Below are 24,767 nucleotides of genomic sequence, written 5' to 3'. Positions count from 1 at the left end.
CAAGTTGCCGCCGTTAACCATTCGTTAACTTTTGAACGCGGAATCATCGACATGCAGATCGAAAGCAATATTGGCGGATATAATTATCAGGGTCGCATCCGCGACATCGAAAAAGCTGGCAGCGCGCAAAGTGCGCCGGAAGAGCAGGCCGTGAAGCGCGGCCCCGGCAACCCCACCGTTTCCAGCACCATTCTTTCCCAGTCTCTGGCCAATGTTCTTTGGGCCGTGGGCAATGGCAGCGCGCCCGCTTATCAGGAGACGGTCGCGGCCTCCGCCGAAGACACGGCGGAAGCCCAGGCTGAATGGGTGCGCAGCGCCTATTCGGAATATACCGAATAGGCGATTCCAATCAGGCCCTTGCCGGGCTGACCTCCACCGTCACATGCGACAGTTCATGTATGGCGGCAAGTTTCTGCTTATAAAAGGCCGGCGCTTTCGGCGCCCGCGAATGGATTGCCACAATGGCCGCATGGTGGCCGGGACCTACCTGCCAGACATGCAGGTCGGTGATACGATCTTCTTCCGTTTCCACACTTTCACGGATTTCCTGCGGCAGGTCGTCCGCCAGCGGCACCGCATCGACAAGCGTCGTTGCCGTGGAACGAATGAGCCCCCATGACCAGCGGGCGATGACCAGACCACCGACGATACCCATCAACGGGTCGAGAAAGTTCCAGCCGTTCCACTTGCCGAGCAGCAGTGCAACGATGGCAAGGACCGAGGTCAGCGCATCCGCCAGCACATGCAGATAGGCGGCGCGCAGATTATTGTCCCGCCCGCCTTTTGCACCCTGCTCCGCATGCGAACCGTGATCGTGGTGGGCATGGCTGCCATGGTCATGATGGGCATGCGACCCGTGGCCATGATCGTGGTGATGGTCATCCTTCAACAGCACGGCGCTGACGAGATTGACGACAAGTCCGATGACGGCAACGAGAATCGCCTGGTTGAAATCGATCTGGACGGGGCTGATGAGGCGCAAGCCACTTTCAACCGCGATCAGCAGCGCCACCACGGCGAGCACGACGGCGCTGGCGAAACCGGCGAGATCGCCGAACTTGCCGGTACCGAAGCTGAAGCGCGGATTGCGCGCCTCGCGCCTTGCATAGAGATAAGCGAGCGCCGAAATCAGCATTGCGCCCGCATGGGTGGACATGTGCCATCCGTCAGCCGTCAGCGCCATGGAGCCGAACCAGTGACCGGCGACAATCTCCGCCACCATCATGACGGTGGTCAATGCAATGACCATCCAGACGCGCCTTTCATTGCGCTCGTGATTCTGGCCAAGATAAATATGGTGATGCTCCGCCGTGGCGAAAGGCTCGGAAGTCGTCGTCATGTCGCTCAATCCTCTCTCGACTCTACCGGCGCTTCTCAGCTGTGCCGGCCTTTTCCATTCCGCTGGCCTGCGTCGACCTACCGGATGTAGGTCTTCAGCACCTGGGCCAGTTCTTCCGCCGCCCGCGCCCGTTCATCTTCATTTTCGGCATGAACGACATGTTCGTGCAGGTGCTCCTGCATCACCTCCCCCGTCAGGCCTGAAAGCGCGCCGCGCACGGAGGCGAGCAATTGCAGCACCTCACCGCAGGGCTTGGCCTCGTCCAATGCGCGCTCCACCGCCTCCATCTGCCCTTTCAGGCGGCGGATGCGGGCCAGCAGCTTGTCCTTGTTGCGGATCGTGTGGGACATATGCACCTCATATACTATAGGGGGGTATAGTATATTGCGTCTAATTTTTGCACAAGGCGTGCATGACGCAATCTTCGGGAATGTTTCGGACCTTAAAAATGCCCCATCAGAACTAGGGGACTCACAGTCATGACGACTCTCGCAGCAACCAGCAGCATCAATTTCGCCTCTCCGGTCCGCGGCATCGCGCCTGCGCACAACCGGGAGAGCCAGTCCACAACCGAGGCTTTGCAGGAGCTGACGCGGGCGGCCCATCGCGCCATTTCGGTGGCAGGCAATGTCGCCACCGCTGTCGCTCCGCTTGCCGGTGCCTCCGCCAGCCTGGCCGCCGCTCTCTGGAACATGGATAGCGGCGCTTCCGCCCCCACTGGCGCCAATGCTGACGTGGCCGCTTCCGCCCAGCCGGACATGGCAAGCCTCGAATCGCAGATTCTGAAGGCGCTGGCCCATGCTCTTGGCGTCAACGACGCCACTTGAGGCCATTGAACCGGGCGCGAAAAAGCCATATCTCTAGAGACTGGAGATATGGAGAAAGCCATGCTGTCCATCGGTGAACTATCGAAACGCACCGGCGTGAAGGTGCCGACGATCCGCTATTACGAGCAGATGGGCCTCATCCGCGAGGCGGATCGTTCGGAGGGAAACCAGCGCCGTTACGAGAAATCCGACCTCGAAAGGCTGACCTTCATCCGCCATGCGCGCGATCTCGGCCTCAACATTGATGCCATTCGCGAACTTATCGCGCTCAGTCAGCACCGGGAAATGCCGTGCGAGGGTGCGGATCGCATCGCCGCCGAACATCTTGCTGACGTGCGCGAGAAGATTGCCAGCCTGAAGAAGCTGGAACACGAGCTCGAACGCATCGTCTCCCATTGCCACGGCCATTCGATCGAGGATTGCTACGTCATCCGCGCGCTTTCCAACCATGGCATGTGCGAGGGTGAGCATTGAGCCGAAAACCGGGCTTGACAGAATATGGATTCGGGCGCATTGCATTTCCCATGATCAACGAACGCGCACCCATCTCCTGCTCGTATTTTTGGGCCTTCCTCTAAGGGCGGCTCGACAGATCATATTGTCAACAAGCCGCCGTCAGGCGGCTTTGTTGTTTTCAAACGTCCTGACGGCACCGATAAGACCAAAGGACCGAAAAAATGACCGAAGATAGCTCCCTGACACTGGAAAGACCGCCCGTCGTCATCATTCGCGGCGCGCGCAAGACCGATCTGCCCGAACTCAACGAGATGATCACGCTGCTTGCCTCCTACCATGGCGATGCGGCGGCGATCACGCCGGCGAAGCTTGAGCGCGACCTGTTCGGCGCCCTGCCCTGGGTGCATGGTCTTGTCGCCGAAGCCGATGGCGCGCTGATCGGTTACGCCCTGCTTCTGCCGCTCTACAGGGCGCAGGAAGGCCGACGCGGACTGGAGCTGCATCATCTCTTCGTGCGTGACGGCCATCGCGGCCATGGCACCGGCCAGCATCTGGTTTCCCGCGCCCGCGATATCGCCAAGCGTCTCGGCTGCGACTATCTTTCCGTCAGCGCCACGACCGGCAATGTGGCGGCGCATCGTTTCTACGAAAACATGGATTTCGCGCCGCGGCCGGTCACCGGCATGCGCTACATGCAGTCCATCGCCTGATTAAAGCCCACGGAGACAGCCATGACACGGATCGCCATTGCGCTCGCGCAGGATTTTGCCGACTGGGAGCCGGCGCTGCTTACGGCGGCAGCGCGCAGCTATCTCGGTGTCGAGATCGTGCACGCCACGCCTGATGGCAGGCCCGTGACCTCGATGGGCGGGCTGAAGGTGACGCCGGACACATCCTATGACGCGCTCGATCCCGTTGACATCGATGCGCTCGTCATTCCCGGCGGTCTCAGCTGGGAAAAGAGAACGGCTGTCGATCTTGGCGGGCTGGTGCACCGGTTTCGCGACAGGGATCGGCTGGTGGCCGGCATCTGCGCGGCGGCAAGCGCGCTCGGCGGCACGGGCGTTCTGAACGACGTCAGCCATACCGGCAATTCGCTGGCATCCCACAAGGCCTATCCGGCCTATCGCGGTGAGGCGCATTATCGCGATCAGCCAAAAGCGGTCAGCGATGGTGGCATCGTCACGGCACCCGGCAGCGCGCCGGTCAGTTTCGCCGTGGAAATCCTGAAACACCTCGGCCTCTTTGGTCCGGAAGCCGAGGCGGAACTTCAGGTTTTTGCGGCAGAGCATCGGTGAGGCGCATCCGCCTCAATGCTTTACAGCCCTCCACTTCCCCGTCATTCCAGCCTTTAGCCGGAATCCAGCCAGCCTAAGTCTCTGGGCTGAAAAAGACTCTTCCCGCCTCGCAGACGCGCGTCGACGGGAACCCGGCTCAAGGCCGGGATGACGGAGGTGGGAATATGGAGCAAGTCAATATCGATCAAGCACCCGGCACACCCGCGCCGCTGAAGCATCGCCCTCACCTGCAATCGCACGGCGAATATCGCGGCTGTTCAGATGCAGGCTGCGACCTGCGGGCAAATTCGAGCGTTTTATCTTACTGAGCGCAGCAGCGATAAAAGCAGCCTGGTGTTCATGAAAGCAGGAGAGAGCCGCCTCGCGCCCCGGGGTTGCCCCGAGGAGCGCCTTGAAAGCAAGGCGATGCACGGCGCAGAAAGCGCCGTGGCCGGGAACGGCAAAACGCAGCGCATCGAGCTCCTCACTCCATTCCGCTGCGTCCTGCATGGTTTCAAGCCTCTTGGAAGCGCTTCAGGAAAAACGCACTCAACGTGCCGAGAAGTGCCCAGAAGACGAAGCTGGTGACGGTGGCGGCAACGATGAACTGACGTTCCAGCGGCAGTGGCGCCAGCGCATGTTCGCCTTCCGGCGGCAGGGGGGCGCCCACCACATGCGGCGCGACGATCAGCACCATCGCCAGCAGAACCGCCCATGGTTCGCGGCGGAAGGCGATCAACGCAATGCCGCCCGCGGTTGCGGCAACGGTCGCGAGCCACCAGATCTGGCGCGCCTCAAGTGCGGCGGCCGGGCTTCCCGGCAGTTCCGGCGGCAGGCCGATCATCGGGGCGAGCATGACGGCCGCAAAACCGGCAACGCCCCACAAAAGCCCCTCACGCCAGCCGGTATTGGTGCCGCGCAACGACATGAGGCCGGTCAGCACCAGCGCGTAACCGATGGCGGTCAGCACATTGGCGGCGACGGTATAGGCGGTGCGCTCGAAACCATCGGCCGGAGCCCAGGCCTCGTCATTATGTTCATGAGCGGGAACCGCAGCGCCGGGCCCCGGTGCATTATGGCTATGGGGCGCTTCGCCGGCGCTCTCATAGGTTTCCGCCTGAAGGATGAGCGGCGTGGTGCCAAAAGCCTGCATGGCGGAGACCGCGAAGCCGCCAAGGATACCGACGAGAATGGCGGTGAAGACGATATTGCGAAAAAATGACATGCCGTTTCCCCTCAATGGCAGGGGAAGGCATTGGCATGACGCGTGTCATGCGCGGCATTGTGAACGGCTTCCACGTGGGAAAAGCCGACAAAACCGACGACGAACAGGCCAAGCACGATCGCTGTCAGCGACTGCGCGACGCTGGTTGTTTTTACGGAAACGGCTGAATTGGCCGTATTCAGGTTGGTGGACATGGTGACCCCTCTCCCGGCGCGACCCCGCGCCTTTAGATGCGGCCGAACGGCAAAGCCGCAGGACCGCATGCGATATACTTCACCACGGGGATACGAGACTGATACAGGGAGGCATTGATGCCACCACCCTGAAATTCCGCTCTTCCGGACACCCCGCCGGCATGGATATTTCCGCGATGGCAGGTCTCCTGGCTTACGGGTCAAAACCTGAAACACCTTCCCGGCATCGCCTTCGCCCTTGATGGAGGCGAGATGGCTTGCCAGTGGCATTTCGTTTCAGGCTCTCCGCTCACAGTTGCGGGGGCAGCCACGAATGAGGATTTCTCCCTATCGTGTTCCCTTTTCACCTTCCGGAACGCCCGGAAGGAACCATCACGGACATGTTATCGGATGGGCGGGGCCGGGAGTCAATGGCGCTTACCCACCTCTCGTTCGTCATCCTCGGGCTTGACCCGAGGATCCATGGGCTGGCGTGGTGGTGGATCCTCGGGTCAAGCCCGAGGATGACGGAGGAGAGGTATCAGGCCCTACCGCGCCGGTATGGCTTTCAGATAGGCGGAAATCGCATCGCGGTCTTCGGCCGTCAGATGCGCCATATTCTGCTGCACCTTGACCATCGAGCCGCCGACGCTGTCGAATTCCGGGGTGAAGCCGGTTTCCAGATAGCTGGCTATATCCGCTTTGGCCCAGCTGCCGATGCTTTGCGAGCCGGGGGTAATGTCGGGAATGCGGCCCTCGCCTTCCGGATTGGGGCCGCCGGCCAGCCACTTGTCTTTCAGGAAACCGCCAAGCGCGTTGCGCGGCGTGTGGCATTCGCCGCAGTGGCCCGGCCCCTCCACCAGATACTGGCCGCGCAGCAATTCGGCATTGGCATCGGCAAGCTCGACGCGGGGCCGCGCCGAGGGGTCGAAATAAAGGAATTTCCAGCCGCCCAGCACCATGCGCAGATTGAAGGGGAACGGCAACTCGTGATCCGGCGCATCGTTCTGGCTGGCCGGCAGGACCTTCAGATAACCGAAGAGATCGTTGACGTCCTTCTGCGTCATGCGGGCATAGGAGGCGTAGGGAAAGGACGGATAGAGATGTTCGCCGTTCCTGCCCACCCCGCGCGTCATCGCATCGCCGAATTCCGCCAGCGTCCAGCCGCCGATGCCATGCTGTGGATCGGAGGAAATATTGGGGACATGGAAGGTGCCGAAGGGGCTTTTCAGCGCCTGCCCGCCCGAAAGCGTCAACAGCGCCTCGCCCTTCGCGTCGGGTGCCGCATGACAGCTTGCGCAGCCGCCCGCCCAGAACAGCGTTTCGCCATTGGCCAGATCCGGTTCGCCCAGGCTCACCCAATGGCTCGGCGCCTGCCGCTGCGGCGCGGTAACCCAGGCGAAAATGCCGTAGCCCGCAATGGCCGCGACGACGGCCCCGCCGACGAGTTTCGTCCAGATGGAGGACATGCCCCTCTCCCCATTGTCACCTGATCCGGTCAGATGTCTTTCGTGCCTTGAGAAAACGCCGCCGGGAAGCGGCGTTTTCAAAGTGCTGCGACTACTTCTTCAGACGATAAGTCTGGTGGCAGGTGCCGCAATCGGCGCCGAGCGTCTTCATGGCGGTGGCGACGCCGGCCTGATCGGTGGGGAGATTGGCGAGAACCGCGTCGGCATCCGTTCCGAGCTTCGCTGCCTTGGCCTTGAAGTCGTCGAAGTTTTCCCAGATGGCGGGAGCAGCCGCACTACCGGTCTCTGAGCCGACGGGGAACTGGTCGGGGAAAGCCTTGGCATTGGTGCTGATGGTCGTCACGGCAGCCTTGACGGCGGCAGCGTCAAAGGGCTTTTCGCCCTTGGAGATGGCGGCGAGCGCACCCATGGAGCCGCCGATCTGCTTCATCATGCCTTCGCGTTTTTCGACTTCGCCGGCAGCATAAACAGCTCCGGCGCAAAGACAGCCGAACAGCATGGCCGCCGTGATGGTTTTCAGTTTCATGCACACTCTCCTTGATTCCGGCATGGACACCGGCGCTTTATCGAACCGGGCGAGGATGCCCTTTCCGCATGGCGAAAAAAAGTCACATTGCGGTGAATTCCATCGCGAAAACAGAAGCCTAAGACGAGGTGACAATGCAGGTCACCCCCCGGCTCTAGGGCCTCACTATGACGGCAGGCTGAATGAGAATAATTGGCTGAAAGCAAGCGGCGCGGCGTATTCCCCCACGCAGTTGCCGTTTGGAGAAGCCAAGGCCCGGCTTAGAGGGCCAAAATGCGGTCTTCCTCACGCCCAAAACCGCGGATCGCTATGCGGTCGGCAAAGACGTCTGCAATGGCGAAGGTGTTCTGGTCAGGCGTATCGACCATGCCCTTGAAATTCACGAAGTGGGTATTGCCCAACAGGCCGTAATTGCCCTCGTGATTATGGCCGTTGAACCATGCGACGGCTGACGGGTGGGAGCCGAGAAGCTCAAGGATACGCGGCGCGTCCCACATGTTGTGGGCGTTTTCCGGATAGACAGGATAATGGCAGAGAACGATCACTTTTTCTCCCGCCGCATCCGCCTTTTGCAAAACCTCCCGCAGCCATTCGAACTGCTCGTCGCCAAGCGAGGCGTTCCAGTCCTGCGCATTGATGGCACCCGCATCGTTGAGGCGCTTCAGCCGGTCTGCGGCAAGCGCGCGTCGCGGATCGCCGGGCGACGGGGCGAACAGGCTGACCTCGTTGCCGTCAAGCACGACGAAGCGGATATCACCGATGGAAAAATCATGCCAGGGGGCGGACATGCCGAGGCGAGCGTGGATAGCCGGCAAATGCTCGGCGGCGACGGCGAAATCGTGATTGCCCGGCAGCAGCACCGAGCGGTGTCGAAGCCCGTCGTAAACGGCAAGGATCGCGTCGAAATTGTCGAAGCCGCGATCGATGATATCGCCGAGCGTTACCACGAAGGCCAATTCCTCGCGGTTGAAGGCGTCGATCGCGTCTGCGAGCTTTTTCGGGCTCTCGGCGTAATAACGACCCATCTCCGGGCGCGGATCGGCATCGGCATATTGGGGATCGGCGACAATGCCGAAGGAGAAGAGAGGCGTGGTTTTTTCAGTCATGATGCGCCGCGATAAACCCGGCGGATGACAAGCTTGTGACAACGCGCGACATGCCAAAAACAGAACACCCGGCACAAAGGCCGGGTGTTTGAAAAATTCCGTTCGCCAAGCCTTACTTGGCAGCGGCTTCGTAACGCTCCAGGACGTAGTCCCAGTTGATGAGGTTATCAACGAAGGCTTCGAGGTACTTCGGACGCAGGTTGCGGTAGTCGATGTAATAGGAATGTTCCCAGACGTCGACGCCGAGGATCGGCTCTGCACCGTGAACCAGCGGGTTTTCGCCGTTCGGGGTCTTGGAGATTTCAAGCTTGCCGTTCTTGACGGAGAGCCATGCCCAGCCGGAGCCGAACTGCGTGGTGCCGGCAGCGATGAAATCTGCCTTGAACTTGTCGTAGCCGCCGAGATCGGAGGCGAATGCCTGTTCCAGCTTGCCCGGCAGCTTGTTGCCGCCGCCGTCCTTCTTCATCCACTTCCAGAAATGGACGTGGTTGTAGTGCTGCGCGGCGTTGTTGAAGAGACCGGCATTGGTGCCAAAGGACTTCTTCACGACTTCTTCGAGCGACAGGTCGGAAAGACCTGCTTCGGCAGCCAGCTTGTTGCCGTTGTCGACATAAGCCTTGTGGTGCTTGTCGTGATGGAACTCGAGCGTCTCGCGCGACATGTAGGGTGCAAGCGCGTCGTAGTCGTAGGGGAGTTCAGGAAGTTCGAAGGCCATGGTTTTTACTCCTTTTTGCAGCGGGTTACCGCTCCTAGAAACCGTGTGAGCGGACCATAGGAGCGAAGCTCCATTTGGGCAACCTGTGAAATATCAAAATGTTCCGCCAAAGGGGAAAATTCCTCCAGCACCGGTAGCCACCATATTTGTTTCACAACCCCGGCGTACCGTTTTCCACCCTATCGGTTCGCTTTTACCGAGATTGCAGGAAGGAAATTCCATGACCCGCGCTTTGATCCGTCCCCTTATTCTCGCCGCCGCCCTCTCCTCCCTCGCCCTGCCGGCCGCCGCATCGTCGGACGATGCCTGGAAGGAATTCGTGGCGGATGTGCAGACAGCCTGCCTAGCCGGAGCCAAGGACATGATCGAGGATGCCAAGGCGGTGGTCGATCCTGTCGGTAGCGAAAATTACGGTCTCGCCATCCTGACCGGCAAAGCGAAGGGTGCCGATGCGACGGTCAGCCATATCTGCGTCTACGACAAGAAAACCAAGGCCGTGGAGCTGGGTAGCGAGCTTGCCGGGGACACGCTGAAGGTGGAAATCCCCGGTTCCACGAAACCCTGATCGTTCAGAAACGCGGCGTGGTATCGCCCTCGCCCAGCGAACGCTGCATCAGCACCGTATCCAGCCATTGGCCATGTTTCCAGCCGATGGACTTGAAGGTCCCGACAAGTTCGAAACCGGCAGCGCGATGCACGCCGACTGAAGCCGCATTGGCGCTGTCGCCGATGACGGCGATCATCTGCCGAAAGCCGCGCGCGGTGGCTTCCGCAATCAGCGCATCGAGCAGTTTGCGGCCGATGCCCATGCCCTTCATGGCCGGATCGATATAAACGGAATCCTCGAGCGTCGCGCCATAGGCCGGGCGGGCGCGATAGGCGCCGGCATAGGCATATCCGGCTATCGTTCCATCGCATTCCGCGACGAGATAGGGATAGTTGCCCTCCACCAGCAGGCGGCGACGCTCGGCCATGGTCTCCACATCAGGCGGATCGATCTCGAAGCTGGCGCGGCCATACAATACGGCATCCCGGTAAATTTCGGTGATGGCTGGAATATCTGCCTCCTCACAGGGGCGGATTAAAAGGCTGGAAACGGTGGAAAGGGTCATTCTTTTGTCCTGCGGATCATTCACATCCTCATTGTGCATTGCGACGCAGCCAAAATAAAGATTATCTATCTTATACAAACGATAAGGTTTTCTTTGATGATGGACCTCGACCTGCGGCAGTTGCGTAGCTTCATGGATGTGGCCGATCTCGGCAGTTTTTCCGCCGCCGCCGACAAGGCCGGGCTGACGCAGCCAGCCGTCAGCCTGCATATAAAGCTTCTGGAAAAACAACTGGGCGTGCGGCTGATCGAGCGGGTCGGCAGGCGGGCGCAGCCGACGGCGGCGGGGCGGGATTTTCTCATCCACGCAAGGCGCATATCCGAAGAGGTGGCGCATGCGATCGAAACGGTTGCGCCGCACCGCAGCGGGGCGACGGGAAGCCTGCGTATCGGCACGGGCGCCACCGCCTGCATCTATCTGCTGCCGCCGGTGCTGGGCAAAATCCGGCAGGCCATGCCCGGCATCGAGATCGTTGTGCAGACCGGCAATACCCACGATATCCTCCGGCTTCTGGAGGCCAATACCATCGATGCGGCGGTGGTGGCCCTGCCCGCCAGTGGCCGCAGCCTCGATATTCGCGACATCCATCTCGACGAACTCGTCGCGGTTTTCCCGCAAGGTTCCGTTTCTGACGCAACGGTGCTCAACGCCGAGACGCTTTCGGCGCGGCCGCTGCTGCTTTACGAGGGCGGCAATACACGCCGGCTGGTGGATCAATGGTTTTCGGTGAGCGGCCGCACCGTGCAGCCCGCCATGGAACTGGGCAGCGTCGAGGCCATCAAGAAACTGGCGGGCGCGGGCCTTGGCATTGCCATCGTGCCGCGCATGGCGATGGAGCATGAAGATGCGGCGTCCGGGCTCGGACACCGCTCGCTCGAACCGCCGCTTGAAAGGCGGATCGCGCTGGCGATGCGGAGAGACAAACACATGACGGCGCCGCTGCGGGCGCTTGCCGCTGCGCTGCCGGATGTGCGGAAACGGTGAAACCCGCGCCGGTCTCCGGCGCGGGCTTCATGATACTCTTCTTCCGTCATGACGGACCTGAGACAGCCCCGCTCTCAGAACTCCGTCCAGTCGTCACCCTTCACGGCCAGCGCCGCATTGCCACGGGCGGCAGCCGGGCGGGCTTTGGGGGAGGAAGTGACCGGTGCGACGGGCGCGTGGACCGGATTTGCAGCACGCTGCATCTGCCGCGCCGTCTCCCGCAAGGCAGAAGTCTGCTGACCCAGCTGGAACTGTGCCAGCAGCGCCTGGAGATTGGCGCATTCCTGCGCGAGGCCGGCACCGGCCGCATTCATTTCCTCGACCATGGCGGCATTCTGCTGCGTGGCCTGATCCATGTGGTTGACGGCCGTGTTGACCTCGGAAAGGCCGGCCGACTGTTCCTGTGCTGCGGTCGCGATGGCGTCCATATGGCTGTTGACGGAAAGCACCAGCTGCTCGATCTCGGAGAGCCCGACGCCGGTATCGGCCACCAGCTTCACGCCTTCACCCACCGCAACGGCTGACGCGGTGATGAGCTGCTTGATTTCCTTGGCGGCGTTGGCGGAGCGCTGCGCCAGTTCGCGCACTTCCTGTGCGACGACGGCAAAGCCCTTGCCGGCATCGCCCGCCCGTGCCGCCTCGACGCCGGCATTCAGCGCCAGAAGGTTGGTCTGGAAGGCGATTTCGTCGATGACGCCGATGATCTGGCCGATCTGGCGCGAGGAATGTTCGATGCGCTCCATAGCGGCGACAGCATCGCGCACAACCTTGCCGGAAAGATCGGCCTTTGTCCTTGCCTCACGCACCGTGTCGCGCGCGTCGCTCGCCCGTTTGGAGGTGGCGGAAACATTGGCGGTAATCTCTTCCAGCGCAGCGGCGGTTTCTTCGAGAGAAGCGGCCTGCTGCTCGGTGCGGCGGGAAAGATCGTCGGAGGCCGACGACACCTCGTGAGCGCCGCCATTCACCGTTTGCACGGACTGGCCGACGCTGCTGAGCGCCTCGCGCAGCTGGTGCACGGAGCTGTTGAAATCGTGCCGCAACGCCTCGAATTGCGGTGCGAACGGCGTGGCGATCTCACAAACCATATCACCGGAGGCAAGCCGGCGAAGACCGCCGGCCAGCGAACCGGTCGCCTGATTGAGCCGCTCTTCGGCCTCCGCCTCCGCACGCTGCTGCAGTTCGGCCCGGTCGCGTTCGGCCTGCTCCCGGTTGGCGACGGCGTCGGCTTCCAGCTGCCTGTTGCGGACGGCCGCCTCGCGGAAGATTTCCACGGCGCGGGCCATCTCGCCGATCTCGTCGCCGCGTTTTGCACCGGGCACATCGATGGTCAGGTTGCCGGTGGACAATTCCATCATCGCATTTGTCAGGCGGCTGATGGGACGGGTGACGCGGCCGACGATGACGGCAAGGCAGAGAATGCAGACACCAAGTGTGAGGATGAACGCGGCGAGATAGATCATCGCGCCGATAAAGGCGTCCTGTCTCGCCTTTTCGGCATTGGCGTTGAGAACATCCATCGCTTCAGAGGCGATTTTCGCAACCGTATCGAGGCTTTCGGTGACGGTATTGCGCCATGTATCGATGGTGAAGGTTGGCGTGCGGCCGTTGTTCAGATCGTCGATCAGCTTTGCGCGCTGCGCGACGAAATCACCCTTGAAATAGGTTCTGTCGGCAACGGCATAGATATCTTTCAGTGCCTTCGGCGTCGATTCATGCGCGACGAGGTCGCCGGTGGCTTTCCAGGCAAAAGCCGCGCCGGCATCGAAATTGCCAAGCTGCTGGGTTTCCTGCGGGGTCAGCGGTCGCTGCTGGGCCACGACCGCATTGATGACAACGGTGGCGCTGCCGCCGAGCGCTCGCGCCGACCAGCCATAGGACCGCAACTGGATGAGGCCGGTCAGGCTCTGGTCCAGCGAACGAACCTCACCTTCCACCGCCGTCGAGCCCGCTTCTAGCGCCGTCAGGAAATCCTGGCCGAGCGCCAGCACGGTCTTGTCCAGCCCATTTTCACGACGGTCGAGCGGCAGGGTCACGTTGGCGTCAACCTTTTTGCGCAGCTCCAGGAATTGCGTGTAGACATCCTTCACGCGGGCAAGCGGGGCCTTGAGGCCAGCCTGATCGAGCGTGGCGGACTGTTCGAGAAAGGCGCCCATGGCGGCATCCACCTTCTGGCGCGACGCCTGCACGCTGGCGATGGTACTGGCCGTCTTCGCCGGGTCGACCGTCAGCGCCGAGGCGCTGTTGCCGCGTTCACTGCGAAAGTTCAGCAAGGCGTTGAAAAGCAGCCTGTCCAGCGAAACGAGCTGCGCCACCTCCGAAAAGCTGCTGGCACGCTGCACGGACTGCAACATGCCATTGCCCACGAAGCCCGCCAGCGCGATGCCGACGAGCAGAAAAAATCCCACAAGTATATTACGTATGCTGAAAGACATTTGGCGGCCCCCATTAGCCCGGATCGGTAATGCCGCAAGCTAACCAGTGGTCCTCTAAAATTGGATTAAATTCCCCTGAATTTTTATGGGAAATAATGCGGTTCAAAATAAAAGGCCGCGGCAGGGATGAGCCCGCCGCGGCCTTTTGAAAAATTGGGGTTTACCCGGCCTTAAACATCCGCGCCGAGACGCGCCCAGTCCATGTAGAGATCGAGCGCCTTGCGCGCGACCGGGCCTGCCTGCAATTCGCGATCATCGAGCTTCACGACGGGCGAAACCTTGGAATAATTACCGGAGCAGAAGATTTCATCGGCCTCCCGGAAATCCTCGACCGAAAGCGTCGCTTCGCGCACGTCGAAACCGGCCTGGCGCAGAAGACCGATCACGCGCGAACGGGTAATGCCGGCAAGGAAGGTGCGGTTGGGAACCGGGGTAAGGACGACGCCGTCCTTGACCATGAAGATATTGGCCGAGGCGGATTCGGCGACATTGCCGTTCATGTCGCGCATCAGGGCATTGTCGAAACCGCGCGAGCGTGCTTCCAGAATGGCGCGACCGCTATTGGGATAAAGGCTGCCGGCCTTGGCGTCGGTCATGGCGGTTTCCGGCGAAGGGCGGCGCAGCGGCGAAACGGTGAGCGTCAGCGGCTTGCCGGCATCCATCGGCGCTTCGAACAGGCAGAGCGCAAAACGGGTGGAACCGGCATCGGGCGCCACGACGCTGCCGGGCATGCCGTGTTCGGCCCAATACATCGGCTTGATGTAGATCGCCGTCTTGCCGTCGAATTTCTTGACGCCTTCCAGCGCCAGGGACTCGATCTCCTCGGCCGTCATGGTCGGCTTCATGCCCATATTGACGGCGGAGCGATTTACGCGCTGGCAGTGCAGATCGAGATCGGGCGCCACGCCATCGAACCAGCGGGCACCGTCGAACACCGTGGAGGCCAGCCACATGGCATGCGAGGTCGGGCCGATGAGCGGCGGGTTGCCGGGCAGCCATTGACCGTCAACATAGGTCCAGGTGGTTGATCGGGGTGCGGTATCGACGCTCATGATGGTCTCCTGTCTCAAGCGTTTTCGTTCGATAAAACGCTCCGTCTTTTTTTCTGATTCATGCCGGATGAAGAACGCTGCGCGCTCTCAACTGGGCGTGTGCTGGAAATCGGCCGGAGTGAATGCCTCTCCCCTGACGAGGTCAAGTTTTAATTGCAGTGATTTCTGATTTTGATGGAAAATAACAAAGCGACGGCCCCGCAGGTACGTTTTATAAGGTGAAACAAAAGCTTGATGAATGAATTCATCACCATAATTCATTGATCGGATGATGGCGGGGCAATGTGGCCCATGCGATGCTGAGGATCTGACGGCAGTCTGCAGGAGAAAAATAATGGTATGGTCCGCACAGCAATATCTGAAATTCGAAGACGAGCGGACGCGTCCCGCGCGGGATCTTCTGGCGCAGGTGCCGCTGGAGCGGGTGCTGAACGGCTATGACCTCGGCTGCGGCCCCGGCAATTCCACCGAGCTTCTGACCGACCGTTACGGCGTCAATGTCATTACCGGCATCGACAGCGATGACGACATGCTGGAAAAGGCGGCGGACCGGCTGCCCACCACCAGCTTTGGAAAGGCCGATCTTGCCACGTGGAAGCCGGCGCAGAAGGCAGACCTGCTCTACGCCAATGCCGTGTTCCAATGGGTGCCGGATCATCTCGCCGTTCTTTCGCAACTGATGGACCAGCTGGAAAGCGGCGGCGTTCTGGCCGTGCAAATGCCTGACAACCTGCAGGAACCGACGCATCGCGCCATGGAGGAGACCGGAGCGAACGGGTCCTGGAAGGACACGTTCGCAGATGGCAGGCTGCGCCGCAAACCCCTGCCCGCGCCTTCGGATTATTTCGATGCGCTGACACCGAAATCCGCGCGGGTGGATGTGTGGCACACCATCTATAATCATCCGATGAAGGATGCGGAAAGCATCGTCGAATGGGTCAAGGGCACGGGACTGCGCCCCTATCTCACCGCCGTCGGCGAGGAAAACCGCGAAGCCTTCCTCGCTGATTACACGCGGCGCATCACGGCGGCCTATCCGCCGATGGCGGACGGCCGTTTGCTCCTGCGCTTTCCACGGCTTTTTGTGGTGGCGGTGAAGAAGTAGGGCACGCTACACGATGCCGCGTTTTTCGCATACTGGCGCATCCTCTCAATCCTCATTCCTGTGCTTGTCACAGGAATCCAGCCGACGCGCGTCTGCGCGGCGGGGAGAGTTCTTTCAGCCCAAGGACTTGGGCTGGCTGGATCCCTGTGACAAGCACAGGGATGAGGAGCGTACGGGATACGGAGTACGATGAAAAAGGTCAGGCTTCCTTAGCCAAACAGTCCTCAACGCATTCTCTCTAACCAGCAAAGGCATAGACCCGGAGACGGTGGCTGTCCGGGTCGGCGGCCGTGAAGGTGTAGCCGAACTCCATTTTCGCGGGCTGCTGCAGCATGGCAATGCCTCTTGCCTTCCACCCGGCAAAAGTCTCATCCACCTGCGCATCGTTTTCGACCCGGAAGGCAAGCTCGCCGCCACCGCCTGTCACCGATGCCATGGGCTCCACGGTGTGCCGCGACCAGAGGCCGAGCTTCATGCCATTGGCAAGGACGAAGAGGGAAAATGTCGGGGAAGATTCGACGGGATCGACACCCAGCAGGGCCTTGTAAAATTCGGTGCTGGCCGGCGGGTTGTCGACGTAAAGGATGGTGAAATCAGGGTGGGTCATGGCTGTTCTCCTGTGTTGCGGATGAACGGTTCCTAGACCCCGCTGCTGTCAGTTTTTGTCAGCATGATGCCGCCGCCGCTGTTTTTCCCGTTCGCGCCATTCTTTCAGCAGCGCCTGGCGGCGGCGCGGATAACGGCTGTCGAGGGGACGGAAATCTTCGATGCGGTCGGCCCGGAAATTGCGGTAGTCCTGCCGTGTCTCGCACCAGCCCAGCACCACCCGCACCAGATCGAAAAAAGCAAGCGCGAAAGGCCAGATCACCCGTTCCGTCACGTCTCCCTTTTCATCGCAATAGGTGATGGCGACCCGGCTTTCCTTGCGGATCGTATCGCGAATGGCCGCCAGATCGACATGGATGGCCGCAAGGCCCTGCCCTGGACCGACAAGCAGGGTGGAATGATCGAGTTCCTCGCGCAGCGCATCGGGCAGGACGGCGCCGATCTTGACGAGAGCGGCGCGGGCGGCCTGCGCCAATCCCGCATCGGCGCGACCCGCCACCCAGCGCGAGCCGAGTACCAGCGCCTCGATTTCCTGCTGCGAAAACATCAGCGGCGGCAACAGGAAACCGGGGCGCAGCACATAACCCACGCCCGCCTCGCCTTCGATATCCGCACCCTGTGCCTGAAGCGTCGCTATATCGCGGTAGAGTGTGCGCAGGCTGACGCCGGTCTCAGCGGCAAGGGCCGCGCCGCTGACCGGCATGCGGTGGCAGCGCAGGATCTGCAACAGATCGAGAAGCCGTTGTGAGCGTGACACTTGATACTCCTGCGTTGAACTTGCCTGGTTCGCCAGAGCGCGACGCGTTTGAGACTGGTAGCGCCGGAACGACCAATCCGCAACGAGCGCGGTTTCCCGCTATGGCAAAACCTTGAAACCGATTACGCTGTAACGAGTTAGTAAGGAAACGTCCCCCACCGGCTGTCTCTGCCGGCCATCACTTCAATGACAGGAGAAATATCCATGTATGACGTCAGCGCGAATGGCGCGAATATTCCCGCCCTCGGTTTCGGCACCTTCCGCATTCCGGAAGACGATGTCAGGCGCATTCTGCCGGAGGCACTGAAACTCGGCTTCCGCCACATCGATACCGCGCAGATTTACAAGAATGAGGGCGCCGTCGGCGAGGTCATCGCGCAATCGGACATTTCCCGACATGATATCTTTCTTACCACCAAGGTCTGGGTGGATCGTTTCCGCCACGACGATTTTCTCGCTTCCGTCGATGAAAGCCTTGTGAAGCTGAAAACCGACTATGTCGATCTGCTGCTTTTGCATTGGCCGAAGAGCGATGTGCCGCTTGCCGAGCGCATGGGCGCGCTGAACGCGGTGCGCAAGGCCGGCAAGGCGCGCAATATCGGCATTTCCAACTTCAACGTGGCGCTGACGCAAGAGGCGGTGAAACTGTCCGACACGCCGCTTGCCACCAACCAGATCGAATATCACCCCTATCTCGACCAGACGAAGGTGATTTCGGCGGCGCGCAAGCATGGAATGTCGGTGACGGCCTATTATCTGATGGCCGACGGCAAGGTGCCGAACGATCCCGTGCTGAAGGATATCGGCGCAAAACACGGCAAGACCGCCGCGCAGGTGACCCTGCGCTGGGCGGTGCAGCAGCCGGATATCGTGGCGCTTTCCAAGACGGCGACGGAAAGCCGCCTCAAGGAAAATTTCGATGTTTTCGATTTTGTGCTGACGGAAGAGGAAATGCGGGCGATCCACGCGCTTGCAAAGCCGAATGGCCGCATCGTCAATCCCGGCCACCTCGCGCCCGACTGGGACGATTGAGGCGGCCTCCCCTCCGCTTTGGTCTCATCGTTCGGTCAAGGCCAGCTTCGCACCCAGCGCCACGAAAGCGGCCGCGAAGCTGCGCCGCAGCCAGGCGAGGACCGCCGGGCGCGACACCACCTGCCGCCGGACCGAGGCGGCGAAACAGCCATAAAGCGCAAAGACCAGAAACGTCATGGCCATGAAGATCAGCCCGAGATCGATCATGCGCCATGTCGGCAAAGCCTCATCCGGCGCGATGAACTGCGGCAGAAAGGCGAAAAAAAAGATCGACAGTTTCGGGTTCAGCAGATTGATGAGGATCGCCTCACCGATGATGCGGGCGGCCTTCCGGGGTTCTCTGGTATCGTCGATCTTCAGCGCACCCTCCTCCCGCAGCGTGTTCCACGCCATATAAAGCAGATAGGCAACCCCCAGATATTTGACCACGCCAAAAGCCAGCGCACTGGTGTGCAGGATGGCGGCAAGGCCGGTGATGGCGGCGAGCAGATGCGGCACGATGCCAAGCGTGCAACCAAAGGCCGCAACGACGCTCGCCCTCGCCCCCTGCGAGAGGCCTGCGGCCAGCGTGTAGACCACGCCGGTTCCGGGAGAGGCAGCGACAATGAAGGATGTGATGAGGAATTCGGGTGTCATGGTGCGGGTATGTCCTGTGGGTGGAGGACAGGAGCATGATGGCGCGTGGGGTGGGTGTCTTGGATGAAATTGCGGCATTGGTGCTCGGAGGCCGGTGCCAAAATGGGAGGCTACGGTGTCGGCCTAGTCCGGTTCCGTCCGGTTCCGTTCATTCCAGCTCACTTCAAAACGAGAAAATACGACTGACTTGATGAGGGTGGAGAGGTGCGTCCCGCGCTCCCTCGGATCCCAAGGCTGCCGCATAAGGCTATTCCCCATTTGCGCTAACATGCCTTACGAAAGTGCCGCCCGATAAACCGCCGGCGTCACGCCGAATTGTCGCACAAAAACGCGGTTCAGATGGCTCTGGTCGGCAAAACCGGCAATAAAGGCAGCCTCGGCGGGCGAGGTGCCGCCAGCCAGCGCGTGGCGCGCCAGATGGACGCGGCGCTGGAGAAGGTAACTGTGCGGCGTCAGGCCCGTGGCCTTCGCAAAAGCCCGCAGGAAGCGGAACTGGCTCATGCCGGCCTCCCTTGCCAGATCGGCAAGGCGGAACGGCCGGGCGGGGTCGTCATCGATGCTGCTTTTCGCCCGCCTTATGGTGGCGGGCGCCGCCACGACAGGCGAGTTGGCCGGGGTCTCCATCGCACCCGCCAGCAGCGTCAGCAGGGTCTCGTCACTATCGAGGGTTTCGCCCGGCTGTTCCCTTGCCGTCATGGCTGCAAAGACTGCATTGAACCGCTTCGCCAGCGGCCTGATATCGACGGGATGGGCGAATTCGAACGAACCTCGATCCTTCTCGCCGATATCGGCAACAGCGTCGCGGACGATATCGATGTCGAGATAGAGCATCCGCCATGCGCGGCCGCCCTCCCCGAGCGGAATACCGTCATGCACCTCGCCCGGATTGACGGTGATGAGATGGCCGGCGCCCGCTTCCACCATGCCACGGCCGGAGAGCGATTTCTGCGCGCCGCGATGGATGAGGCCGATGCCGAACTGATCATGCATATGGCGCGGAAAGGAACGGTCGCTATCCGCCGCCACGGCGACGACGCCGGGCAGACTGGTTTTCGGCATCAGGAACCGGCCTTGGGCCATGAATGCGCGCGCTCCACAAATAAGAGCGCGACGCTATCACAGGATGTCCAGTCGCGACAGATGCTGCCCTTTACGGATGCATATGGTTGATCATGGCGAAGACCTGATCGAAATTGCCGTTCTGCGCGGCAAAACGCAAAGGCTTGCAGCGTTCCACCACCACTTCCTTCTCATCCGGGCGATTTTCAAGAATATCCATCACCTCGGAAATGAAAGCGTCGAGCGGCATGGCCCTTTCATCGCTCGCCTGTCCCTCGCCCATCAACGTCGTCTGCACATAGGGTGGCACGATTTCGATGACCTCTACCGGCGTTTCCTTCAGCTGCTCGCGCAGCGCGACCGAATAGGCGTGGATGGCCGATTTGGTGGCGCTGTAAGTGGGGGTCAGCACCATGGGCACGAAAGCGAGGCCGGAAGAGACCGTCAAAACAGTTGCGGCAGGTTGCTTGAGGAAATGCGGCAGAAGCGCCGCCGTCAGGCGAATGGGCGCGAGAAGATTGGTGGCGATGGTTTCTTCGGCCGTGTCGAGATAATCCGGTGCTGCGGCGATGTCTTCCGGCCGCATGATGCCGGCATTGTTGATGACGGCGTTGAGGGTGGGATGGGCCTTTACCAGAGCTTCGGCAAACGCGCGGATGCCCGCGGCGTCCGTCGCGTCCATCACCATTGAGGCCATGCCAGGATTGGCGGCCGTCACCTCGTCGAGCACGGCCTTGCGGCGGCCGGAAATGATGACCCGGTTGCCGGCCTTGTGAAACGCTTCCGCCAGCGCGCGGCCGATGCCGGAACCACCGCCGGTGATGAGAATGGTGTTATCAGCGATTTTCATTGCAACATCCTTTGCTTGTTGGCTGAAAGGAAGTTAGCTATTATGCTCTCCAATCGAAAGTAGGCACCCAAAAGATTTATACTTACCAAAAGGAGAGTGTGAAATGAAACGGCACGCCGCCGACCCGGCCATCGAGAGCCGGCGCAAGGTTCCGCCGCCCACGGATACCGATCCGGCAATAGAGGCGCTGGTTCAGGACATCATTGCCAAGGTGGCCGACAAATGGACGATGCTCATTCTGGAAGTGCTGGAAGAACATGGCACGCTGCGCTTCACGCAGATCGGCAGGCTGGTCGGCAATATCAGCCAGAAGATGCTGACGAAAACGCTGCGGCAGATGGAAAGCGACGGGCTGGTGCGCCGCACCGTGCATCCCGTCATCCCACCGCATGTAGATTACGGCCTGACGAACCTCGGCCGCACGCTGGGCAGCGCCTTTTGCGGCGTGTGGATATGGGCGGAAACACACCATGCCGAAATAGAAGAGGCGCGGCGCCTGTTCAATGAACAGCCGCCGCGCCCCGCTACTGAGTAGTTTCGCCTCAGGCGAACTGGCTGAGGCCCGGAACCGAGGCGATCACCTGGTCGACGACCTCATCACCCGCATGCTGGCGGGCAACGGCGATGGTTTCCTTGGCGATGGTGGAAATTTCGCCCATGCCGAGGCCCTGGCTCATCAGTTGCTGGCCCAGCCCCATGATGCCGCCGCCGCCGATCGCGCTCATCAGGCCGCCGAGCAGACCGCCGCCGCCCGCACCTTCGCCATTAAACTGCGCCACCAGTTCGCTGGCGCCGGGAATGGCTTCGATCATGCGGGCGATCGGGCCGTCTGCGGCCTCACGCTGAAGAAAACCGAGAATCATGCCAATGGCCTTTTCGGCCAGCTCGGGGCTTATTCCCGCCTTCTCGGCGATCTGGCTCACGACTTCGTTCATTCTTGCCTCCTGTTGAAAAACGACGCCAACATCGAATAACTGACGTTAACGTCAACGTAAAACAATATGGAGCCGCATTCAAGCGGCCACGGACAGGTGCGGCAACTTTCACCAGGCGGTTTTTCTTCATCGCCATCAAGCAGTTGTTGCGCCTTGAAACTGTCCTTATAAGATCATCACAACCAAACTATGAAAAGGCCGCTATCGTCAGAAGTGGCCACAACATGGTGGTGACGCTTTAAATTCGGACATGACTTTTACAAAATCCACCGCGATTTTTTGGGTCAGGCACAAGCCGCAGGAGAAATGGTCGATGTTGCAGGACGGACAGCTCTATATCGGGACCAGCCGCAATCCGGACGACAGCCTGAACAAGGGCGAATATCTCGAACTGAAATTCGGCAACCGCCACGGCCTCATCACCGGCGCGACGGGAACGGGCAAGACCGTGACCTTGCAGGTGCTGGCCGAAGGTTTTTCAAAGGCCGGCGTGCCGGTTTTCTGTGCCGATATCAAGGGCGACCTTTCCGGTATCGCCGCTGAGGGCGAAGCCAAGGACTGGGTGCAGAAACGCGCTGAACAGATCGGCTTCACCGATTTTGCCTATGGCAAATCGCCGGTGATCTTCTGGGATCTCTACGGTGAAAAAGGCCATCGCGTGCGCGCCACCATCGCCGAGATGGGGCCGCTGCTGCTCGCCCGGCTGATGGACGCTTCCGAAGCGCAGGAAGGCGTGCTCAACATTGCCTTCAAGATCGCCGATCAGGGCGGGCTGCCGCTGCTCGATCTCAAGGACCTGCAATCGCTCCTGAACTATATGGGCGAAAACGCAACCGAGCTTTCCAACCAGTTCGGCCTGATTTCCAAGGCCTCGGTCGGTTCGCTACAGCGTGGGCTGCTGGTTCTGGAACAGCAGGGTGCGGCGAATTTCTTCGGCGAACCGGCACTGAAAATCGCCGACATCATGCGTGTGGGTACGGATGGGCGCGGCACGATTTCGGTTCTCGCCGCCGACCGGCTGATGATGAACCCGCGCCTTTACGCCACCTTCCTGCTCTGGATGCTTTCGGAACTGTTCGAGGAGCTGCCGGAAGTGGGCGACCCGGAAAAGCCGCGACTGGTGTTCTTCTTCGACGAGGCGCATCTGCTGTTCAACGACGCGCCGAAGGTGCTGGTCGAGCGCGTGGAACAGGTCGTGCGGCTCATCCGCTCCAAGGGCGTGGGCGTCTATTTCGTGACGCAGAACCCGCTCGACGTGCCGGAAACCGTTCTCGCCCAGCTTGGCAACCGCGTGCAGCACGCGCTTCGCGCTTACACCCCGCGCGAGCAGAAGGCGGTGCGCACCGCGGCTGACACCTTCCGCCAGAACCCGGCCTTCAACACCGCCGACACCATCACCACACTCGGCACCGGTGAGGCGCTGATTTCCACCCTGCACGACAAGGGTGCCCCCTCCATTGTCGAGCGCACGCTGGTCCGTCCGCCATCCGGCCGTGTCGGGCCGCTGACGGATGCGGAGCGCAAGTCCCTGATCGATGTGAGCCCCGTCGCCGGGCAATATGACAAGGATATCGACCGGGAATCGGCCTTCGAAATCCTCGCGGCCCGCGCCCAGAAGGCGGCAGAGGCCGAGGCCGCCAGGCGCGCGGAAGAGGAAAACGCCAAAAACCAGTCCGACAACGCCTCCGGCCGCTGGCGCCTGCCCGGTTTTGGCGATGACGAACCCGCGCAAAATTCCAGCGGCTCACGCAGCGGCGGCGCCCGCCGGTCCGGCTACCAGCGCGAAACGGTGATCGAGGCGGCGATGAAAAGTGCTGCCCGTTCGGTCGCCACCTCCGTCGGCCGCGCCATCGTGCGCGGGATTCTGGGAAGTCTGAAGCGATAAATGGAGACGCCGCCCGTTCTCGATGAGACGGGCGGCGCTTTATTGGCGTCGCGGTCACTTCTGGCGATAGAAAATCATGCCGCCGTGATGGAGCACATCGTCGACGAATTCACCGTCCGCCGTAAAACCGGTATCGTCCCAATAATCGATATGGTTTCCCTTCACCTCATATCGTCCCCGATAGGCGCTCTTGCGGCTGCCCCGCGCCTCGTCATAACGACCATTGGGCAAAAGCTCCTGACGGACGTGCCCATCGCCGGTGACCCACATGCCGACATAAGGGTGGTTCTTGACTTCAGCGGTTTCGGTCATTGTCAGCTCCATGGCGTTATCTGCTTTGCGGGTCTCGGCCTCGGCGGAAGCCGCTGCGAGCAGAACCGCAACTGACGTTGAAACAATATTCATTGCCACATCCTCCTCAGGCGGCGGTGGGTCGCACGACGATTTCGTTGACGTCCACATCGTCGGGCTGCTCGATGGCGTAACGCACCGCGCGGCCGATGGCGTCGGGCTTCAGGGCGATGGCCCGATAGGTCTGCATCAATTCCGCAGCCGCCGGATCGGTGATGGTGTGGGCAAGTTCGCTTTCCACCACGCCGGGGTGAATGCAGGTGACCCGCAGGTCGCGGTTTTCCTGACGCAGCCCGTCCGAAATGGCGCGAACCGCAAATTTCGTCGCGCAATAGACGGCTGCCGTGGGCGAAACGGCGAGCGCACCGATGGAGGCGATGTTGATGATATGGCCGGAGGCACGCGCCGTCATTTCCGGCAGCACGGCGGCAACGCCATAAAGCACGCCCTTGACGTTGACGTCGATCATCCGGTCCCATTCATCGACCTTGAGCGACGACATCAGCGACAGCGGCATGATGCCGGCATTGTTGACGATAACGTCGATCTGCCCGAAAGCCTTGCGCCCCGCTTCCGCGAAGGCATCGACGCTGTGCCTGTCGGTCACGTCAAGCGGGTGAACGACGACGTCAGCCCCCGTCCGCCGCAGCTCTTCGGCCAGTGTCTCGAGGCGATCCAGCCGGCGCGCGCCGAGCACCAGCTTCGCGCCGGCGGCGGCCAGTTCCCTGGCAATCCCCTCACCGATCCCGCTCGATGCACCGGTGATGAGAACAACTTTGTTCAGTGTCATGGCTATCTCCTTGCTGTTACGGCCGTTTTTTTCGAAACCGACCGTTGCAGGAAAGATAACGCTCAGGC

31 protein-coding genes and 1 riboswitch are annotated in these 24,767 nt (G+C 61.1%); of the genes, 11 read left to right on the top strand and 20 right to left on the bottom strand.

Annotated elements, in window-relative coordinates:
• Positions 1-51 precede the first annotated feature (51 nt).
• Entirely contained in the window at positions 52-339 is a 288-nt protein-coding gene (locus ACQZ48_RS06190; protein WP_077982721.1) for a hypothetical protein, read from the top strand.
• Between the two features lie 10 nt (positions 340-349).
• Here the strand turns inward: ACQZ48_RS06190 and dmeF are convergent, their stop codons facing one another.
• Both dmeF and dmeR read right to left on the bottom strand, forming a co-directional pair.
• Positions 350-1,339: a CDF family Co(II)/Ni(II) efflux transporter DmeF gene (gene dmeF, locus ACQZ48_RS06185; RefSeq protein ID WP_077982722.1), complete on the bottom strand. Its 990-nt coding sequence runs from the start codon at positions 1,337-1,339 to the stop codon at positions 350-352.
• A gap of 77 nt (positions 1,340-1,416) precedes the next feature.
• Positions 1,417-1,689, bottom strand: a complete 273-nt coding sequence (dmeR, locus tag ACQZ48_RS06180) for a Ni(II)/Co(II)-sensing transcriptional repressor DmeR (RefSeq protein ID WP_077982723.1) — start codon at positions 1,687-1,689, stop codon at positions 1,417-1,419.
• A 129-nt stretch (positions 1,690-1,818) separates the two neighbouring features.
• Between dmeR and ACQZ48_RS06175 the strand changes: the two genes are divergently transcribed.
• The 4 genes from ACQZ48_RS06175 (at position 1,819) to ACQZ48_RS06160 (ending at position 3,920) form a co-directional block, all read left to right on the top strand.
• Positions 1,819-2,166, top strand: coding sequence for a hypothetical protein (locus ACQZ48_RS06175; RefSeq protein WP_165691182.1), 348 nt, complete (start codon positions 1,819-1,821; stop codon positions 2,164-2,166).
• 60 nt (positions 2,167-2,226) lie between these two features.
• Positions 2,227-2,640, top strand: coding sequence for a MerR family transcriptional regulator (locus ACQZ48_RS06170; RefSeq protein WP_077983013.1), 414 nt, complete (start codon positions 2,227-2,229; stop codon positions 2,638-2,640).
• A gap of 203 nt (positions 2,641-2,843) precedes the next feature.
• Positions 2,844-3,332 (top strand): GNAT family N-acetyltransferase, encoded by a 489-nt coding sequence (locus ACQZ48_RS06165; RefSeq protein WP_077982725.1) that lies wholly within the window; start codon positions 2,844-2,846, stop codon positions 3,330-3,332.
• 21 nt (positions 3,333-3,353) lie between these two features.
• Positions 3,354-3,920: a type 1 glutamine amidotransferase family protein gene (locus ACQZ48_RS06160; protein ID WP_191216948.1), complete on the top strand. Its 567-nt coding sequence runs from the start codon at positions 3,354-3,356 to the stop codon at positions 3,918-3,920.
• Between the two features lie 174 nt (positions 3,921-4,094).
• Here the strand turns inward: ACQZ48_RS06160 and ACQZ48_RS06155 are convergent, their stop codons facing one another.
• The 7 genes from ACQZ48_RS06155 to ACQZ48_RS06125 form a co-directional block, all read right to left on the bottom strand.
• A complete protein-coding gene (locus tag ACQZ48_RS06155) occupies positions 4,095-4,409 on the bottom strand; it encodes a hypothetical protein (RefSeq protein ID WP_191216949.1) in 315 nt (104 codons plus the stop codon).
• Between the two features lie 4 nt (positions 4,410-4,413).
• The gene (locus tag ACQZ48_RS06150; protein WP_191216950.1) at positions 4,414-5,124 is read right to left on the bottom strand and encodes a CbtA family protein; all 711 of its coding nucleotides are present in this window, start codon (positions 5,122-5,124) and stop codon (positions 4,414-4,416) included.
• Positions 5,125-5,135: 11 nt separating this feature from the next.
• On the bottom strand, positions 5,136-5,318 hold the full coding sequence (locus ACQZ48_RS06145; protein ID WP_191216951.1) for a CbtB domain-containing protein: 183 nt from the start codon (positions 5,316-5,318) through the stop codon (positions 5,136-5,138).
• Between the two features lie 161 nt (positions 5,319-5,479).
• A riboswitch (cobalamin riboswitch) is annotated at positions 5,480-5,707 on the bottom strand.
• 138 nt (positions 5,708-5,845) lie between these two features.
• A complete protein-coding gene (locus ACQZ48_RS06140) occupies positions 5,846-6,766 on the bottom strand; it encodes a c-type cytochrome (protein WP_142912409.1) in 921 nt (306 codons plus the stop codon).
• Between the two features lie 91 nt (positions 6,767-6,857).
• On the bottom strand, positions 6,858-7,292 hold the full coding sequence (locus tag ACQZ48_RS06135; protein ID WP_006312193.1) for a c-type cytochrome: 435 nt from the start codon (positions 7,290-7,292) through the stop codon (positions 6,858-6,860).
• 260 nt (positions 7,293-7,552) lie between these two features.
• The gene (locus ACQZ48_RS06130) at positions 7,553-8,398 is read right to left on the bottom strand and encodes a metallophosphoesterase (protein WP_191216952.1); all 846 of its coding nucleotides are present in this window, start codon (positions 8,396-8,398) and stop codon (positions 7,553-7,555) included.
• Positions 8,399-8,510: 112 nt separating this feature from the next.
• Complete coding sequence (locus ACQZ48_RS06125) at positions 8,511-9,113, bottom strand: superoxide dismutase (protein ID WP_077982731.1); 603 nt, start codon at positions 9,111-9,113, stop codon at positions 8,511-8,513.
• Positions 9,114-9,333: 220 nt separating this feature from the next.
• On the opposite strand from ACQZ48_RS06125, the gene ACQZ48_RS06120 reads away from it, so the two are divergent.
• On the top strand, positions 9,334-9,678 hold the full coding sequence (locus ACQZ48_RS06120; RefSeq protein WP_165691183.1) for a hypothetical protein: 345 nt from the start codon (positions 9,334-9,336) through the stop codon (positions 9,676-9,678).
• 4 nt (positions 9,679-9,682) lie between these two features.
• Here the strand turns inward: ACQZ48_RS06120 and ACQZ48_RS06115 are convergent, their stop codons facing one another.
• Positions 9,683-10,225, bottom strand: a complete 543-nt coding sequence (locus ACQZ48_RS06115) for a GNAT family N-acetyltransferase (RefSeq protein ID WP_191216953.1) — start codon at positions 10,223-10,225, stop codon at positions 9,683-9,685.
• Positions 10,226-10,321: 96 nt separating this feature from the next.
• Here ACQZ48_RS06115 and ACQZ48_RS06110 point away from each other — a divergent pair, with 96 nt between their 5' ends.
• Complete coding sequence (locus tag ACQZ48_RS06110) at positions 10,322-11,209, top strand: LysR family transcriptional regulator (protein WP_443387198.1); 888 nt, start codon at positions 10,322-10,324, stop codon at positions 11,207-11,209.
• Between the two features lie 74 nt (positions 11,210-11,283).
• Here ACQZ48_RS06110 and ACQZ48_RS06105 read toward each other — a convergent pair whose 3' ends face one another.
• The gene (locus ACQZ48_RS06105; protein WP_448728673.1) at positions 11,284-13,641 is read right to left on the bottom strand and encodes a methyl-accepting chemotaxis protein; all 2,358 of its coding nucleotides are present in this window, start codon (positions 13,639-13,641) and stop codon (positions 11,284-11,286) included.
• A 170-nt stretch (positions 13,642-13,811) separates the two neighbouring features.
• Positions 13,812-14,693 carry a branched-chain amino acid aminotransferase gene (locus ACQZ48_RS06100; protein WP_077982735.1) on the bottom strand — a complete coding sequence of 294 codons (882 nt, stop codon included), beginning with the start codon at positions 14,691-14,693 and terminating at the stop codon, positions 13,812-13,814.
• Between the two features lie 334 nt (positions 14,694-15,027).
• Between ACQZ48_RS06100 and tam the strand changes: the two genes are divergently transcribed.
• Entirely contained in the window at positions 15,028-15,798 is a 771-nt protein-coding gene (gene tam / locus ACQZ48_RS06095) for a trans-aconitate 2-methyltransferase (protein WP_077982736.1), read from the top strand.
• A 238-nt stretch (positions 15,799-16,036) separates the two neighbouring features.
• Here the strand turns inward: tam and ACQZ48_RS06090 are convergent, their stop codons facing one another.
• Complete coding sequence (locus ACQZ48_RS06090) at positions 16,037-16,405, bottom strand: VOC family protein (RefSeq protein ID WP_077982737.1); 369 nt, start codon at positions 16,403-16,405, stop codon at positions 16,037-16,039.
• Between the two features lie 48 nt (positions 16,406-16,453).
• On the bottom strand, positions 16,454-17,161 hold the full coding sequence (locus ACQZ48_RS06085) for a helix-turn-helix transcriptional regulator (protein ID WP_137409934.1): 708 nt from the start codon (positions 17,159-17,161) through the stop codon (positions 16,454-16,456).
• A gap of 204 nt (positions 17,162-17,365) precedes the next feature.
• Here ACQZ48_RS06085 and ACQZ48_RS06080 point away from each other — a divergent pair, with 204 nt between their 5' ends.
• Positions 17,366-18,193, top strand: a complete 828-nt coding sequence (locus ACQZ48_RS06080; RefSeq protein ID WP_448728672.1) for an aldo/keto reductase — start codon at positions 17,366-17,368, stop codon at positions 18,191-18,193.
• Positions 18,194-18,217: 24 nt separating this feature from the next.
• Here the strand turns inward: ACQZ48_RS06080 and ACQZ48_RS06075 are convergent, their stop codons facing one another.
• The 3 genes from ACQZ48_RS06075 to ACQZ48_RS06065 form a co-directional block, all read right to left on the bottom strand.
• A complete protein-coding gene (locus ACQZ48_RS06075; protein ID WP_269825867.1) occupies positions 18,218-18,829 on the bottom strand; it encodes a LysE family translocator in 612 nt (203 codons plus the stop codon).
• Positions 18,830-19,102: 273 nt separating this feature from the next.
• Positions 19,103-19,909 carry an AraC family transcriptional regulator gene (locus tag ACQZ48_RS06070; RefSeq protein WP_448728671.1) on the bottom strand — a complete coding sequence of 269 codons (807 nt, stop codon included), beginning with the start codon at positions 19,907-19,909 and terminating at the stop codon, positions 19,103-19,105.
• 70 nt (positions 19,910-19,979) lie between these two features.
• Positions 19,980-20,738, bottom strand: coding sequence for an SDR family oxidoreductase (locus tag ACQZ48_RS06065; RefSeq protein WP_059753982.1), 759 nt, complete (start codon positions 20,736-20,738; stop codon positions 19,980-19,982).
• Between the two features lie 103 nt (positions 20,739-20,841).
• Here ACQZ48_RS06065 and ACQZ48_RS06060 point away from each other — a divergent pair, with 103 nt between their 5' ends.
• Positions 20,842-21,273 (top strand): winged helix-turn-helix transcriptional regulator, encoded by a 432-nt coding sequence (locus tag ACQZ48_RS06060; RefSeq protein WP_077982743.1) that lies wholly within the window; start codon positions 20,842-20,844, stop codon positions 21,271-21,273.
• 7 nt (positions 21,274-21,280) lie between these two features.
• On the opposite strand, the gene ACQZ48_RS06055 is transcribed toward ACQZ48_RS06060, so the two are convergent.
• Positions 21,281-21,673, bottom strand: a complete 393-nt coding sequence (locus tag ACQZ48_RS06055) for a hypothetical protein (RefSeq protein ID WP_077982744.1) — start codon at positions 21,671-21,673, stop codon at positions 21,281-21,283.
• 313 nt (positions 21,674-21,986) lie between these two features.
• Here ACQZ48_RS06055 and ACQZ48_RS06050 point away from each other — a divergent pair, with 313 nt between their 5' ends.
• Positions 21,987-23,558, top strand: a complete 1,572-nt coding sequence (locus ACQZ48_RS06050; RefSeq protein WP_077983016.1) for a helicase HerA-like C-terminal domain-containing protein — start codon at positions 21,987-21,989, stop codon at positions 23,556-23,558.
• 54 nt (positions 23,559-23,612) lie between these two features.
• Here the strand turns inward: ACQZ48_RS06050 and ACQZ48_RS06045 are convergent, their stop codons facing one another.
• Both ACQZ48_RS06045 and ACQZ48_RS06040 read right to left on the bottom strand, forming a co-directional pair.
• Positions 23,613-23,963 (bottom strand): Atu4866 domain-containing protein, encoded by a 351-nt coding sequence (locus ACQZ48_RS06045; RefSeq protein WP_137409929.1) that lies wholly within the window; start codon positions 23,961-23,963, stop codon positions 23,613-23,615.
• Between the two features lie 13 nt (positions 23,964-23,976).
• On the bottom strand, positions 23,977-24,699 hold the full coding sequence (locus tag ACQZ48_RS06040) for an SDR family oxidoreductase (RefSeq protein WP_077982746.1): 723 nt from the start codon (positions 24,697-24,699) through the stop codon (positions 23,977-23,979).
• Positions 24,700-24,767: the final 68 nt, after the last annotated feature.

This window comes from Agrobacterium sp. 22-209-1, assembly GCF_053522485.1.
The sequence above is the reverse complement of the archived record's forward strand: the minus strand, read 5'-3'. Positions and strand labels throughout refer to the sequence as shown.

Coding starts and splice junctions, on each gene's coding strand:
- ACQZ48_RS06190 (WP_077982721.1), top strand. CDS start 52: ATGCAGATCGAAAGCAATATTGGCGGATATAATTATCAGGGTCGCATC.
- dmeF (WP_077982722.1), bottom strand. CDS start 1,339: ATGACGACGACTTCCGAGCCTTTCGCCACGGCGGAGCATCACCATATT.
- dmeR (WP_077982723.1), bottom strand. CDS start 1,689: ATGTCCCACACGATCCGCAACAAGGACAAGCTGCTGGCCCGCATCCGC.
- ACQZ48_RS06175 (WP_165691182.1), top strand. CDS start 1,819: ATGACGACTCTCGCAGCAACCAGCAGCATCAATTTCGCCTCTCCGGTC.
- ACQZ48_RS06170 (WP_077983013.1), top strand. CDS start 2,227: ATGCTGTCCATCGGTGAACTATCGAAACGCACCGGCGTGAAGGTGCCG.
- ACQZ48_RS06165 (WP_077982725.1), top strand. CDS start 2,844: ATGACCGAAGATAGCTCCCTGACACTGGAAAGACCGCCCGTCGTCATC.
- ACQZ48_RS06160 (WP_191216948.1), top strand. CDS start 3,354: ATGACACGGATCGCCATTGCGCTCGCGCAGGATTTTGCCGACTGGGAG.
- ACQZ48_RS06155 (WP_191216949.1), bottom strand. CDS start 4,409: ATGCAGGACGCAGCGGAATGGAGTGAGGAGCTCGATGCGCTGCGTTTT.
- ACQZ48_RS06150 (WP_191216950.1), bottom strand. CDS start 5,124: ATGTCATTTTTTCGCAATATCGTCTTCACCGCCATTCTCGTCGGTATC.
- ACQZ48_RS06145 (WP_191216951.1), bottom strand. CDS start 5,318: ATGTCCACCAACCTGAATACGGCCAATTCAGCCGTTTCCGTAAAAACA.
- ACQZ48_RS06140 (WP_142912409.1), bottom strand. CDS start 6,766: ATGTCCTCCATCTGGACGAAACTCGTCGGCGGGGCCGTCGTCGCGGCC.
- ACQZ48_RS06135 (WP_006312193.1), bottom strand. CDS start 7,292: ATGAAACTGAAAACCATCACGGCGGCCATGCTGTTCGGCTGTCTTTGC.
- ACQZ48_RS06130 (WP_191216952.1), bottom strand. CDS start 8,398: ATGACTGAAAAAACCACGCCTCTCTTCTCCTTCGGCATTGTCGCCGAT.
- ACQZ48_RS06125 (WP_077982731.1), bottom strand. CDS start 9,113: ATGGCCTTCGAACTTCCTGAACTCCCCTACGACTACGACGCGCTTGCA.
- ACQZ48_RS06120 (WP_165691183.1), top strand. CDS start 9,334: ATGACCCGCGCTTTGATCCGTCCCCTTATTCTCGCCGCCGCCCTCTCC.
- ACQZ48_RS06115 (WP_191216953.1), bottom strand. CDS start 10,225: ATGACCCTTTCCACCGTTTCCAGCCTTTTAATCCGCCCCTGTGAGGAG.
- ACQZ48_RS06110 (WP_443387198.1), top strand. CDS start 10,322: ATGATGGACCTCGACCTGCGGCAGTTGCGTAGCTTCATGGATGTGGCC.
- ACQZ48_RS06105 (WP_448728673.1), bottom strand. CDS start 13,641: ATGTCTTTCAGCATACGTAATATACTTGTGGGATTTTTTCTGCTCGTC.
- ACQZ48_RS06100 (WP_077982735.1), bottom strand. CDS start 14,693: ATGAGCGTCGATACCGCACCCCGATCAACCACCTGGACCTATGTTGAC.
- tam (WP_077982736.1), top strand. CDS start 15,028: ATGGTATGGTCCGCACAGCAATATCTGAAATTCGAAGACGAGCGGACG.
- ACQZ48_RS06090 (WP_077982737.1), bottom strand. CDS start 16,405: ATGACCCACCCTGATTTCACCATCCTTTACGTCGACAACCCGCCGGCC.
- ACQZ48_RS06080 (WP_448728672.1), top strand. CDS start 17,366: ATGTATGACGTCAGCGCGAATGGCGCGAATATTCCCGCCCTCGGTTTC.
- ACQZ48_RS06075 (WP_269825867.1), bottom strand. CDS start 18,829: ATGACACCCGAATTCCTCATCACATCCTTCATTGTCGCTGCCTCTCCC.
- ACQZ48_RS06070 (WP_448728671.1), bottom strand. CDS start 19,909: ATGGCCCAAGGCCGGTTCCTGATGCCGAAAACCAGTCTGCCCGGCGTC.
- ACQZ48_RS06065 (WP_059753982.1), bottom strand. CDS start 20,738: ATGAAAATCGCTGATAACACCATTCTCATCACCGGCGGTGGTTCCGGC.
- ACQZ48_RS06060 (WP_077982743.1), top strand. CDS start 20,842: ATGAAACGGCACGCCGCCGACCCGGCCATCGAGAGCCGGCGCAAGGTT.
- ACQZ48_RS06055 (WP_077982744.1), bottom strand. CDS start 21,673: ATGAACGAAGTCGTGAGCCAGATCGCCGAGAAGGCGGGAATAAGCCCC.
- ACQZ48_RS06050 (WP_077983016.1), top strand. CDS start 21,987: ATGTTGCAGGACGGACAGCTCTATATCGGGACCAGCCGCAATCCGGAC.
- ACQZ48_RS06045 (WP_137409929.1), bottom strand. CDS start 23,963: ATGAATATTGTTTCAACGTCAGTTGCGGTTCTGCTCGCAGCGGCTTCC.
- ACQZ48_RS06040 (WP_077982746.1), bottom strand. CDS start 24,699: ATGACACTGAACAAAGTTGTTCTCATCACCGGTGCATCGAGCGGGATC.